Source organism: Aeribacillus sp. FSL K6-1121, from assembly GCF_038003725.1.
Classification (GTDB): Bacteria; Bacillota; Bacilli; order Bacillales; family Aeribacillaceae; genus Aeribacillus; species Aeribacillus composti.
Map to the genome: position 1 here is coordinate 2,102,624 of NZ_JBBOPS010000001.1, position 12,831 is coordinate 2,115,454.

A 12,831-nucleotide genomic window follows, 5' to 3' on the forward strand; every position below is an offset into this window, starting at 1 on the left:
TTTAATTTTATTATAACTTCTTTATAAATCAAGTAAAGCCATTCGTTTTCCGAATGGCTTAGCGTTGTTCGAAATATTACGGCTTGCGCTTATAGGTCCAAACCCGATTATGGTTGGATGTTTCGGGGAATCGATCTCCTGCTTTGAGTTCAACCTTTTTGGGATCGACCACCATCGATCCGGTCTCGCCGACTTCGATGTAGATTCCGTTGTTAGGTGCTTTTTGACCAGGCCTGAATTGACGATTTTGACCCATGAATCATCCCTCCTTGGACATTATTGTTGGCTATCAGAAGATTTTTCATGTATAGACAGAAACACCTTTGATAATTTTCATTATGTGATGTACTTCGAAACTTTACTCAACGCCCAAAATCGAACTCACTTCATATGGCATCCTTCTGAAAAAATCGTTTAAGCGTTCAAGCACCGAATGCTGGATCAAAAGCTCTTTTTACTGTTTCTGCGAGAATCATTATTTACAATTATTCCTAAAATCGTCTCACCTGTCGTTCTTTTTTGTCTGGATATATATGCAGTAGAGTAAAACCTTTCGCCCCGGTTTCAAAAGAAAAAAGCAGGAGATCATCCTGCTTTATCAACGAAAGATCTTGTTAAGCCATAATTTCTTTTAAAATTGCTTTTTGCGCATGAAGGCGGTTTTCGGCCTGCAAAAATACCGCTGATTGGCTTCCGTCCATCACTTCATCTGTCACTTCCAAACCGCGCGCAGCCGGCAGGCAGTGAAGGAAGCTTGCATCTCGTTTTGCTTTTGCCAGCAAGGATTGATTTACTTGAAACGGTTTAAATGCTTTCATTCTTGCTTCTGTTTCTTCTTCCTGTCCCATGCTGACCCAAACGTCCGTATAAATAATATCAGCATCCTGAACCGCTTCGTCTGGATTATGAATTAATTCGACTTTCCCGCCCGTTTCGCCAGCAATTTCTTTCGCCTGTTTCAAAATGCTTTCATTTGGCTCATAGCCTTCTGGGGCTGCGATCGTAAAATGAGCGCCAACTTTTGCGCAGCCAACCATAAGGGAGTGGGCGACATTGTTGCCGTCGCCAACATAAACGACTTTTACGCCTGAAAATTTGCCTTTCAGCTCATAAATTGTCAATAAATCAGCTAACGCTTGGCAAGGATGGTACAAGTCGCACAAACCATTGATGACAGGGACAGTTGCATATTCGGCAAGCTCTTTGACCCGATTATGGTCAGTTGTGCGGAGAAGAATGGCATCCACATATCGCGACAATACTCTCGCTGTATCAGCGATTGTCTCACCGCGCCCGAGCTGAAGCTCTTTTGAAGAAAGAGCAAGCGCATGTCCCCCTAATTGCAGCATTCCTACTTCAAAGGAGACACGAGTTCGAGTGGATGATTTTTCGAAAATCATCGCCAGCGTTTTCCCATGAAGGACGTTTGATAGCGGGTTTTGCTTTAATTTCAATGCTTCCTCGAGCAAATATTGAATTTCTTCTGATGTAAAATCAAGCAGCTTTAAAACGTTACGACCTTTAAGTGTACTCATAAACTCATTTCGACTCCTTTATCTGACAGTTCATGTAAAGAAATAGGCGTGTATTTGCTAACTGTTAGTGCACTTAAAAATGCCTGAAATGATGCTTCTTCCGTCAATACCATAATTCCCCGTTCAAGCGCTTTTTGTCGTCTTGCCTTTGCCTGATCGCTTTCTTCCGGATTATAATAAAGCACCGCTTCTTTTTTCTCAAGCCAGCTTTCAAAATTATCCGTTACCGGTTTTATATAATCGAGTACATCATCTTTCTTATCTCCATCCACAAAAATACCGTCCGAATGAATTGGAAATAAATGATCGAATACCTTCCGCATCGCTTCCTCCACAGATTTGCCGACACACATTCCTTCGCCCGTCGATTTCATTTCCGGACCTAGTTTCATATCGACATCTGAATGGGCGTGCGTTGAAAATACCGGATATTTAATAGCCACATATTCATGGGCTGCTATTTGAGGATGTAAGTCAGTTAACATTTTTCCGGTTAAAATGGTTGTCGCAAGATCTACTAACGGCACTCCGGCAACTTTGCTGACGATCGGCACAGTCCGGCTCGCACGCGGATTCACTTCCAGCACATAAACGTCCTGACCATCAATTAAAAATTGAATGTTCATAATGCCTTTATATTGCAAATGTTGAACCATTCTTTCCGCATAGTCGGTCATTTTTTCTTTTATTTTTTTTGACAACGACACAGCTGGAAAAATCGCATAACTATCGCCAGAATGAACACCAGCGGGCTCGATATGCTCCATAAATCCCGGAATAAATACATTTTTCCCGTCAGCTATTAAATCAACCTCCGCTTCCTGACCAAAAAGGAATTCATCTAAAAGAAGAGGAAAATGATTTTCGTCCGTCTGCTCCACTAACGAAAACAGCTCTTCTTGATTTTTTACCTTCACCATGCCTTTTCCGCCAATAACATATGAAGGTCTTAACAGGATCGGATACCGCAGCTTTTTCGCTTCCGATATCGCCTCCTCTTTTGTATGTGCCATTGCTCCTTGAATGTGCGGGATATTCGTTTCGTCTAAAAGTTGATAAAATCTTTCTCGATCCTCCAATATGTCCAGAAGCTCAGAAGTTGTACCAAGCAGCTTCACGCCTGCTTTTTCAAGCTTCTCCGCTAAGTTGATCGCCGTCTGGCCGCCAAATTGGACGAGCGTTACGTCAATGTTTTCATTTTCAACAACATTTAATATATGCTCGACTGTTAACGGCTCAAAATATAATCGATCCGCTGTTTCATAATCAGTGCTGACCGTCTCAGGATTATTGTTGATCATGATCGCGTCATATCCAAGCTTTTGCAATGTTTGAATGCAGTGAACAGCACTGTAGTCAAACTCAACTCCCTGTCCGATGCGAATCGGGCCGGAACCAATGACAAGCGCCTTCTTCTTTCCGCTTGTGGAGACAGCTTCGTTTTCACCGAAAACGTACGTAGAATAGAAATAATTTGTTCTCGCTTCAAATTCTGCTGCACATGTATCAACCATTTTGAATATGGCTTTAATCCCCCACTCTTTGCGGAGCTTTCGGATTTCTTTTTCTTCTGTCTTTTGCCAATATGAAATTGAACGGTCGGAAAAGCCGAAAAATTTCAGTTCTTTTAAAAGGCTTGGAGACAGCTTTTCTTTTTTCGCTTTTCCTTCAAGTTCAATTAGATGGTTGAAAACATGCAAGAAATAATAGTCAATTTTTGTCTGGCTGTGAAGCTCATCTATGGAAACTCCTCTTCTTAACAGCTCCATTAAGATGAAAAAGCGTTCATCATCTGCATGCTGGAGGCGGTTAATAAGAGCTGACGTATCTTCTTTCACAAGCTTAGGCAAATAAATGCCGATATTATTTAATTCCAACGATTCCGCAGCTTTTTGCAGAGCGGCTTCCATCGTCCGTTCGATCGCCATCACTTCGCCGGTTGCTTTCATTTTTGTTCCAAGCTTCCGATCTGCTTTTGTAAATTTATCAAACGGCCAGCGCGGAAATTTGACAACTACATAGTCAAGTGCAGGTTCAAAGCTGGCATATGTCGACATCGTTAACGGGTTCTTCAGCTCCGCTAATGAGTAGCCAACAGCTAGCTTTGCAGCCATTCTGGCAATTGGGTAACCGGTCGCTTTCGAAGCAAGTGCGGAAGAGCGACTTACCCTAGGGTTGACCTCAATCACGTAATATTGCTTGCTTTCAGGGTCAAGTGCAAACTGAATGTTGCAGCCCCCGACTACCTTTAATGCATCGATGATTTTCAAAGCCGCCTGCCGGAGCATTTGATATTCTTCATCTGTTAATGTTTGAGATGGAGCAACAACGATCGAATCCCCGGTATGAATTCCGACTGGATCAATGTTTTCCATATTGCAGACGGTAATACAAGTACCTTTTGCATCGCGCATCACTTCATATTCGATTTCCTTAAATCCGGCAATGCTTCTTTCCACAAGCACTTGATTGATTGGGCTCATTTTAAGTCCATTTGTGACAATGGAAATAAACTCTTCTCGGTTGTAGGCGATGCCTCCGCCTTTGCCGCCAAGCGTATAAGCCGGACGAATGATAATCGGAAAACCAATTTCATCAGCAAATTGAAGGGCGGACGGAACATCCTCCACAATTTTGCTTTCCGGGATCGGCTCGTTCAAATCAATCATCAGCTTTCGAAATAGCTCCCGGTCCTCCCCTTTTTGAATCGATTCGATCGAGGTTCCGAGCAGTTTCAAGCCGTATTTTTGCAAAATCCCTGCCTGATCAAGCTCCACAGCTAGATTTAAAGCCGTCTGGCCCCCCAATGTTGCCAAAAGGCCGTCTGGACGTTCTTTTGCAATTATTTTTTCAATGCTTTCCACCGTAAGCGGCTCTGAATAGACCGCATCGGCAATTTTCGTATCGGTCATAATCGTTGCAGGATTGTTGTTAACAAGTACAACTTCAAATCCTTCTTCTTTTAACGCCAAGCATCCCTGTGTCCCAGAATAGTCAAATTCCGCCGCTTGGCCGATAATGATCGGACCTGAACCGATCACTAGTATTTTGTTTAATGATGTATCTTTAGGCATAGACTTTTTCTCTCCCTGCTGCTACATATGTGTCTAAAAATTCATCAAAAATAAAACTAGCATCTTCCGGTCCTGGATGGGCTTCCGGATGAAATTGAACAGACATGACTTTCAATTTTTCATGCTCAAGCCCTTCAACTGAGCCGTCATTGACATTTGTATATCGCAATTTAAGAGGTGTTTTTTCCAAGCTTTTTTTATCCACCACATAGCTGTGGTTTTGTGATGTAATAAATACGTTTCCTGTTTTTTGATCAATTACCGGATGGTTTGCTCCGCGGTGCCCGAATCTGAGCTTTGTTGTATTCCCGCCAAACGACAGGGCAATCAGCTGATTCCCTAAACAAATCCCGAGCGTCGGATATTGCTTCATCAATTGGTTTAATATTGAAAAATAATTTTTCATTTGCTTTGGATCGCCCGGTCCGTTCGACAGCACGATGCCATGCGGCTTGATTTCAAACACTTTTTCCATTTGATGAAACGGAACGACTGAAACTTTACAGCCTCTTTTCAGCAAAGAATTCAAAATCGATTTTTTAAATCCAAAATCAATTAGCGCAATGTGTGTCGCACCATTACCAAACGTTTCGATTTCGCTTGCAGAAACATCGCGAATCGGAAAATCGGAGAGCTTATCCTGAGAGTCGTATTGTTTGTCTTTTGAAATGACCGCATGCAATGTCCCTTTTGATCGGATTTGTTTGACAACAGCTCTCGTGTCAACATTTGTTAAATAAGGAATATTCCATTTTTGTAAATAGTCTTTTAATGAACGGTTCGCTTTATAATGGGAATAGTGTTCAGTCAGCTGAAAAAGGATGACCCCTTTCACCTGCGGCTTTTTGCTTTCAAAATCTTGATCATTGATACCGTAATTGCCAATAAGCGGATACGTAAAAACGACGATTTGATCTTTGTAGGAAGGATCTGTCAACACCTCTTGATATCCTGTCATTCCTGTATAAAAAACGAGTTCCCCTTTAACAGGAGACACGATTTCATCCATCTTGCCTTCAAAAACTGTTCCATCTTCTAATACAAGATAACCTTGCATATTGAACACCTCTTTGATGTATATTTATACAACAATTTGCAAGAAAATTCTCCTCTTTTAGGAAGAGAAGATTTTTTCTTTTTTCAAAACAGAAGCAATAATGCCCAGTCCTAAATCAATTTCTTCATTCGAAACAGTGAGCGGAGGAAGAAGCCGTAACACATTGGATCCAGCTGAAAGTGCTAGAAGTCCTTCTTCTCTTAAAGAAGCAAGCACTTTATTGACCTCAATATCCAGCTCAATTCCAAGCAGCAATCCTTTACCCCGCACTTTTTTTACAGTAGGCACATCTCTCAAGAGTTCTGATAGACCTTCGAACAGCCGCTGACCTTTTTCCTGAACGCTTTGCAAAAAGCTTGGCTGAAAAACAGTTTCCAAAGTTGCTTTCGCAGCTGCCATAGCCAAATAATTCCCGCCGAACGTTGAACCGTGTGTTCCCGGTGAAAAACTTTCGATCAATTCTTGTTTTCCGATCATGGCTCCGACAGGAAATCCGCTTCCCAATCCTTTGGCGACAGTGATAATATCCGGAGAAATGCCGTAATGCTGGTAGCCGAATGCTTTTCCGGTGCGTCCGATTCCAGTTTGCACCTCATCGACGATGAATAATGCGCCGATCTCCCTGCACTTTTCTTCTACCGCCAGTAAAAATTCCTTCGTTGCAGGAATAACTCCTCCCTCGCCCTGAACCACTTCCAGCATAAAAGCAGCTATATCCTCATCATGAATGTTTTTCACCGCAGCTGCATCATTGTAAGGAAGATATTCGAACGTAGGAATGAGAGGACCGAACCCTTTATGTACTTTTTCTTGAGCAGTAGCCGTCATAGTCGCAAATGTTCTGCCGTGAAAAGACTGGTAAAATGTAATGATTTTATGTTTGCCGGTATGTTTTCTAGCCAGTTTAATGGCGGCTTCATTCGCTTCGGCGCCGCTGTTCGCAAAAAATACGGCATCTCCGCTTGAATGCTCCACCAATTGCTTGGCAACCTCTTCTTGAAGGGGGATATGAAAAAGATTAGAAGTATGCCATACCTTTTGCAGCTGTTCAGTGATGGCTTCCGCCACTTGCTTCGGACAATGACCCAGGTTGCATACAGCAATTCCGGAAATAAAATCTAAATATTTTTTTCCGTTTGCATCATATGCATAGCTTCCTTCTGCTTTTTCAATCGCCACATCCCACTTCGCATAGGTTGGAAATAAATAACTCATTTGACCACGACCTCTCGTTTTTTCGTAATTTTCGTCCCGATCATTTTCCCTTCCTTAAAAATACGGTCGTTGCCGCTCACAATCATCACATGCTCAAGCTGATCAGAAAGCGCATCTAAAGCCGCCTGTACTTTCGGAATCATCCCGCCGTAAATAACCTTCTGTTCAATGAGTTTTTCGATCATCGTTTCCGTCGCTTCTTCAATAAGCTTGCCGTCATGTAAAATTCCCGGAACATTCGTCACAAACAGCAGCTGTTCCGCATTTATTTTTTCAGCAATTGCACTAGCAGCCAGATCTGCGTTGATATTTAATTTTTGCCCATCCGCCGTTATGCCGATCGGGGCAATGACTGGAACATAGTCAAGAATTAGCAGCGAACGCAATAGTTCATCATTAATCTGCTCGACTTTGCCGACAAAGCCAAGATTTTCTTCATCTAAAAATGACGAGACAATTAGCTGACCATCAGTGCCTGAAAGACCGATCGCTTTCACACTTTTTTGTGTCAACAGAGCCGTAAGCTGTTTGTTAATTTTTCCTGAAAGAACCATTTCTGCAATTTCAAGCACTTCTTTTGTCGTTTTACGCATGCCGTTGTAAAACTCGCTTTTTACATTTAATTTTGTCAACATATTGTTAATGTCCGGTCCTCCACCGTGGACGATAATGACCCGTTTCGTAGTTAACAGTTCTTTTATGCTGTCTAAAAAGCTTTCTGACAGCTGTTCCAGCATGCTGCCGCCAAGCTTAATGACAACAATCGGTTTATCATGTCCGGTAACTTGCATTGATTTTGACATACTCATATGTTAAATCACATCCCCATGCTTTTCCTTGTGCTTCACCATTATTTAACATTACCTTGATTTCTACGATTTCCTGATCCAAATATTGGATCGCTTCTTGTTCCGAAAATGAAACTGGCAATCCGTTTTTAAATAATAAGATATGGCCGAGATACACTTCCATTTGATTCGGATCGAATTCCGCTCCGCTGTAGCCGGCGGCGCACAAGATTCTTCCCCAGTTCGCATCTTTTCCATATATTGCAGTTTTGACGAGGGAGGATCCGACAATCGTCTTGGCAATGATGTTCGCTTCCTGCTTTGATTTAGCCCCATTAACAGAAACTTCAATCAATTTTGTCGCACCTTCACCGTCTCTGGCAATTTGCTTTGCTAAATCTTCGCTTACTTTTCTCAACGCCTCTTTAAAAACAGGCCAATCTGGATGCTCTTCCGTCAGCATTGAGTGTTCAGCTTTTCCGTTTGCTAAAACAAGCACCATATCATTTGTTGATGTATCGCCGTCAACGGTTATTTGATTAAACGTTTCATCGATAACTTCTCGAAAAGCTTGCTGCAGCGATTTTTCATTGATATTCGCATCTGTCGTCAAAAACCCGAGCATTGTCGCCATGTTGGGATGAATCATCCCCGATCCTTTTGCTGCTCCGCCGATGGTCACCTGTTTTCCCTCGATTTCAAATTGATAGCAGGCAGTCTTTTCACACGTATCTGTTGTCAAAATAGCCTCGGCAAAGCTTTTGGCTCCTGCTGATGAACGTTCATATTCAATATTGTTGATCCCCTCTTGGACTTTTTCCATGTTTAAATATTCGCCAATTACTCCTGTTGAAGCGACAGCCACAAGATGATCTGCAATTCCAAGCTTTTCAGCTGTCCATTTCCGCATTGCGTATGCATCGCTTAAACCTTTTTCGCCTGTACAGGCATTGGCGTTGCCGCTGTTGACAATCACCGCTTGAATTTTGTTTTCCTTTGCAATGCTCTCTTTTGTCACAAAAATTGGGGCAGCTTGCACAACGTTTTGTGTGTAAACAGCTGCAGCTGTTGCTGAAACGTCACTATAAATGATGCCGATGTCTTTTTTATGAGTGTAGCGGATGTGCGCTTCATAGCCGCCTGCATAAAAGCCTTTCGGTGTTGTAATTGAACCGTTGTCTATTTTTCTTATTTTGGTTGTCACTAGAAGTCCTCCTTGATGTTATGGATATACTGGCAAAAAGTTTAGTCCTTCATTTTCTTGGAATCCTGACATAATGTTGAAATTTTGCACTGCCTGCCCTGCAGCGCCTTTCATCAAATTGTCAATGACAGATACGACTGTCAACCGACTTGTTCTTTGATCAAATGCAAGACCGATATCGCAATAATTCGAGCCGTACACTTCCTTTGTGCTTGGGAACGTTCCGTTTGTACGCACTCTCACAAATGGTGAATGTTTATAAAACGATTCATATAAATCTACTAATTTTGAAGTATTCCATTCTTCTAATAATTCAATATACATTGTCGCCATAATCCCTCTTGTCATCGGCACTAAGTGGGTGCTGAACGAAATGAAGCCGACTTTCTCGTCCCACTTATGAAGCTCCTGTTCAATTTCCGGTATATGCTGATGCTGATGTACTTTATAAATTTTGAAATTATCTTGTATTTCAACAAAGCTTGTAGCAAGCGACGCGTTTCGACCTGCACCTGAAACACCCGATTTTGCATCAACAATGATCGAGTTCTCTTTGACGATTTTTTCCCGCACAAGCGGTGCTAGGCCAAGCAAGGTTGCAGTTGGATAGCATCCAGGATTCGCCAAAATTTTAGCGTTCTTAATATCCTCACGATACAGCTCTGTCAAGCCGTATACCGCTTCCTGCAAAAGCATTTCAGGCGCTGGTGCTTTTTTATACCATTTTTCATAATCATCACTGTTTTTTAACCTTAAATCGCCTGATAAGTCGATGATTTTCAATTGATCGTCAAGCAATTCCGGCGTCAGTGAAGCCGATATCCCCGACGGCGTCGCAAGAAAAACAACATCATTTTCTTCTTTTATTTGATCCGGCTCTAACGGTTTTAGTTCATTTTCTTTTATATGGGATAAATGCGGATATTCGTCAATATAGCTCTTTTTTTCTGCTGAAGATGTATATAAATGAATGTTTTCGACATACCGATGATTGGCTAAAATTCGATAAAGTTCCACACCGCCATATCCTGTTGCCCCGATAATTCCTATATTCAACCTCAATCACCTTCAATTCATTCCGTTAAATTAGTTACCATTATAATACTGTATAAAAATAAAATCAATTGTATATTTATAATTTTTTCTGATCAAAAACAAGGATTCTTAATGTAGTAGAGAGCAGGGAATCCCTTGCAAATTATCCGGATATGCTTGCTTAAGAAAAAATGCAAATTATGTTTCGGGATAAAAGCTCCATTATGGTGAGAGATAAACAAAAGAAGCGATGAAGCCGAAAATAAAAACATAATGATACTTGCAGCCAAATTGATAAAACATTTGCATAATAAAAAAGACTGGCCTTTTCCGCCAGTCTGCATAAGTTTTTATTGAATACCCAAGGCAATTTTTGCATATCTGGACATGCGGTCCTTCGTCCAAGGTGGATTCCAAACGATGTTGACATCGACATCTTTGATTTCTGGAATTCCGTCAAGCGCAGCTTTTACTTGTTGAACAATTGTTCCAGCAAGGGGGCATCCCATTGCCGTCAATGTCATAGTTACTTTGAGGACTCCTTCATCGTTCAGTTCCAAATCATATATTAATCCTAAATTGACAATGTCAATGCCTAGTTCTGGGTCAATAACCTGTTCAAGAGCACCCATTATATTTTCCTTTAGCGCTTCATCCATTTCGATCCACTCCTCTTATATTCGTTAATATCATTATATCGAAGTTAATGCCACATTAAAAATTTTCTACCTCAAATGCCGTACAAACCATTCAACCGTTTCTAGCACCCCTTTTCGAGACACCTTATGCCCTGCATCCTTTTCCGCAATAAATGCCAAATGTTCCGGATTGTCAGCATACAACGGCTTTATCTCTTCATAAAATTGATAAGTAGGAGCGAACGGTACAACTTGGTCCTTCATCCCGTGCCAAAACAAAAGGGGGCGGTTGCATAACGCTTCTTTATGTACGGATAAATCATACTCATACAACGCATCGAATTGCTGCTGAATTTCTTCTTCAGACAACGGAAAGGTATAGCCTGCTTTTTGATAGGAGTCCACAAGATATTTGAAAAATTCCTGATAATTTGGGCTGCCCATTAAACTGACAGCAGCTTTGATCCACGGATATTGGGTGAGCGCTCCAAGTGTAGCAACACCGCCCATGGAAGTTCCCGCTACCCCTATATTTTTCCCGTCAATCAATTCTTTTTCAAAAAAATAATTTTTTATTTTTTCGAGCTCTTTAACAGAACTGATAACAATATTCCAAAAATTTAAATTTAAGTCAGCCTCTGAAAGATTCTCATCCCTCTCTCCGTGAAATTTCGCATCAGGCAATACTACTCGCAAACCTTTTTCCGCCAAAAGATAGGCAATGTGCAAATTATGCTCTTTTGCGCTCGTAAATCCATGGATAAACACAACAAGCGGCAGCTCATCTTTTATAAAATCTTCTTTGCATACATGCAGTACAGGGATATTGTCCGCCATCGTATGCTCAACAATGACCTTCAATTAGGATGCTCCTTTCATTATTTTTTTGCTAAAATTAGTTTAACATGTGGACAAAAAAGATGGAAAAAAGATACACTAAATAAAAACAAAAAATGAGGAGAGATTATGGCCAAAAAACATTTAATTGCATTGGATTTAGACGGCACATTGCTGAAAGATGACAAAACGATTTCTCCTTTTACAAAAAATGTTTTGCAAAAAGCACAAGAAGAAGGGCATATCATATGCATTTCAACAGGAAGGCCGTTCCGCTCGAGCAAAATGTATTACGAAGAATTAAATTTAAAAACCCCGATTGTCAATTTTAACGGGGCCTTTGTCCATCATCCGCTGGATGAATCCTGGGGATTTCATCATACAACCCTTGATGTATCTGTTGTAAAAGAAATTGTAGAAATCGCCGAACAGCATCAAGTCCACAACATTTTAGCAGAAGTGCTTGATCATGTTTATTTTCATTACCATAATGAACAATGGTTGGATATTTTCAGTATAGGAAATCCGAAAATTGAAATCGGCAACTTAAAAGCTGTTTTAAATCGCGATGTCACAAGCATGTTAATCCATTCAGACGAAGAAAATGTCAAGCGGATTCGCCATTATTTAAATGAAGTTCATGCGGAAGTTGTAGACCACAGAAGCTGGGCTCACCCGTGGCATGTTATTGAAATTATCCGAGCAGGCATTAATAAAGCAGTCGGATTGCAAAAAATCGCCGAATTTTACAATATCCCTCGAGAGCAAATTATCGCTTTTGGCGACGAAGACAATGATTTGGAAATGATCGAATATGCGGGATTAGGCGTTGCAATGGGAAACGGAATTGAGCCGCTCAAAGAGATTGCTGATGAAATTACGCTGACAAATGAAGAAGACGGAGTTGCAAAATTTTTAAAGGAATTGCTGTCCCTTTAATCTTTGCAAAAGTCCAAAAGTTCGATTATCTTTTTACACCTCACAACAATTGACAAGGATTTAGATGTTTAAAAAGGGATACCCTATAATTGACGAACTCATTTCGTCAATGATCAAAAGGGGGATTCCAACTTGGGCAAACGGAATAAATCGAAACGATTCATTGAGCAAGGAAAAGGTGCTGTCAAAAAACATGATGAAAAGTTTCCATACCGTATGACGTTTGCCGAATCAGAAGCAAGAGTCAATAACGAAGCAAGCTTCGAAGGATAATGCCCTTCCGTTCATTTTCGAATCCTTTTAAGGGCTGTTTTTATAATGAACAGATCGAATTTGAACAGACCAATCTTTGTACAGCATCTGCATCGAGAAAAAATCGAGCAGGCATAACACCATCCAGAATGCCGATTGTACGGCACATTTTGAACAAGGAATAAATATGAAATGGACGAAACGAGCTCCTCTTGTTTCGTCCATTTTTTCTTTTTTTGTCCTTCTTTTTTAAATTT

The 12,831-nt window shown here is 41.0% G+C and carries 12 protein-coding genes; 2 read left to right on the plus strand and 10 right to left on the minus strand.

Annotated features, from left to right (window positions below):
- Window positions 1-76: 76 nt before the first annotated feature.
- From NSQ61_RS10240 to NSQ61_RS10285, 10 genes are all read right to left on the minus strand, one after another.
- On the minus strand, window positions 77-256 hold the full coding sequence (locus NSQ61_RS10240) for a YjzC family protein (RefSeq protein WP_063387015.1): 180 nt from the start codon (window positions 254-256) through the stop codon (window positions 77-79).
- A gap of 358 nt (window positions 257-614) precedes the next feature.
- On the minus strand, window positions 615-1,535 hold the full coding sequence (gene argF, locus NSQ61_RS10245) for an ornithine carbamoyltransferase (protein WP_066248375.1): 921 nt from the start codon (window positions 1,533-1,535) through the stop codon (window positions 615-617).
- Window positions 1,532-4,609: a carbamoyl phosphate synthase large subunit gene (locus NSQ61_RS10250; RefSeq protein WP_327863797.1), complete on the minus strand. Its 3,078-nt coding sequence runs from the start codon at window positions 4,607-4,609 to the stop codon at window positions 1,532-1,534. The genes argF and NSQ61_RS10250 overlap by 4 nt, the downstream gene beginning before the upstream one ends.
- Window positions 4,602-5,666, minus strand: coding sequence for a carbamoyl phosphate synthase small subunit (locus tag NSQ61_RS10255; RefSeq protein WP_327848396.1), 1,065 nt, complete (start codon window positions 5,664-5,666; stop codon window positions 4,602-4,604). Before NSQ61_RS10255 ends, NSQ61_RS10250 begins: the two co-directional genes overlap by 8 nt.
- Before the next feature lie 57 nt (window positions 5,667-5,723).
- Complete coding sequence (locus NSQ61_RS10260) at window positions 5,724-6,881, minus strand: acetylornithine transaminase (RefSeq protein ID WP_340806895.1); 1,158 nt, start codon at window positions 6,879-6,881, stop codon at window positions 5,724-5,726.
- Window positions 6,878-7,690, minus strand: a complete 813-nt coding sequence (gene argB / locus NSQ61_RS10265) for an acetylglutamate kinase (protein ID WP_242009260.1) — start codon at window positions 7,688-7,690, stop codon at window positions 6,878-6,880. The genes NSQ61_RS10260 and argB overlap by 4 nt, the downstream gene beginning before the upstream one ends.
- Window positions 7,653-8,873: a bifunctional ornithine acetyltransferase/N-acetylglutamate synthase gene (argJ, locus tag NSQ61_RS10270; RefSeq protein WP_130158451.1), complete on the minus strand. Its 1,221-nt coding sequence runs from the start codon at window positions 8,871-8,873 to the stop codon at window positions 7,653-7,655. Before argJ ends, argB begins: the two co-directional genes overlap by 38 nt.
- 18 nt (window positions 8,874-8,891) lie before the next feature.
- Window positions 8,892-9,929 (minus strand): N-acetyl-gamma-glutamyl-phosphate reductase, encoded by a 1,038-nt coding sequence (gene argC, locus NSQ61_RS10275; RefSeq protein WP_063387021.1) that lies wholly within the window; start codon window positions 9,927-9,929, stop codon window positions 8,892-8,894.
- Between the two features lie 329 nt (window positions 9,930-10,258).
- A complete protein-coding gene (locus NSQ61_RS10280) occupies window positions 10,259-10,567 on the minus strand; it encodes a metal-sulfur cluster assembly factor (protein ID WP_063387022.1) in 309 nt (102 codons plus the stop codon).
- A 66-nt stretch (window positions 10,568-10,633) separates the two neighbouring features.
- Window positions 10,634-11,383 carry an alpha/beta fold hydrolase gene (locus NSQ61_RS10285; protein ID WP_066248429.1) on the minus strand — a complete coding sequence of 250 codons (750 nt, stop codon included), beginning with the start codon at window positions 11,381-11,383 and terminating at the stop codon, window positions 10,634-10,636.
- Between the two features lie 129 nt (window positions 11,384-11,512).
- Between NSQ61_RS10285 and NSQ61_RS10290 the strand changes: the two genes are divergently transcribed.
- Together NSQ61_RS10290 and NSQ61_RS10295 are read left to right on the plus strand one after the other, a co-directional pair.
- Complete coding sequence (locus NSQ61_RS10290) at window positions 11,513-12,322, plus strand: Cof-type HAD-IIB family hydrolase (protein ID WP_066248385.1); 810 nt, start codon at window positions 11,513-11,515, stop codon at window positions 12,320-12,322.
- 132 nt (window positions 12,323-12,454) lie between these two features.
- Window positions 12,455-12,595, plus strand: a complete 141-nt coding sequence (locus NSQ61_RS10295) for a hypothetical protein (protein WP_063387024.1) — start codon at window positions 12,455-12,457, stop codon at window positions 12,593-12,595.
- Window positions 12,596-12,831 lie beyond the last annotated feature (236 nt).

Coding starts and splice junctions, on each gene's coding strand:
- NSQ61_RS10255 (WP_327848396.1), bottom strand. CDS start 5,666: ATGCAAGGTTATCTTGTATTAGAAGATGGAACAGTTTTTGAAGGCAAG.
- NSQ61_RS10260 (WP_340806895.1), bottom strand. CDS start 6,881: ATGAGTTATTTATTTCCAACCTATGCGAAGTGGGATGTGGCGATTGAA.
- NSQ61_RS10240 (WP_063387015.1), bottom strand. CDS start 256: ATGGGTCAAAATCGTCAATTCAGGCCTGGTCAAAAAGCACCTAACAAC.
- argB (WP_242009260.1), bottom strand. CDS start 7,690: ATGAGTATGTCAAAATCAATGCAAGTTACCGGACATGATAAACCGATT.
- NSQ61_RS10285 (WP_066248429.1), bottom strand. CDS start 11,383: ATGGCGGACAATATCCCTGTACTGCATGTATGCAAAGAAGATTTTATA.
- NSQ61_RS10290 (WP_066248385.1), top strand. CDS start 11,513: ATGGCCAAAAAACATTTAATTGCATTGGATTTAGACGGCACATTGCTG.
- NSQ61_RS10280 (WP_063387022.1), bottom strand. CDS start 10,567: ATGGATGAAGCGCTAAAGGAAAATATAATGGGTGCTCTTGAACAGGTT.
- argF (WP_066248375.1), bottom strand. CDS start 1,535: ATGAGTACACTTAAAGGTCGTAACGTTTTAAAGCTGCTTGATTTTACA.
- NSQ61_RS10250 (WP_327863797.1), bottom strand. CDS start 4,609: ATGCCTAAAGATACATCATTAAACAAAATACTAGTGATCGGTTCAGGT.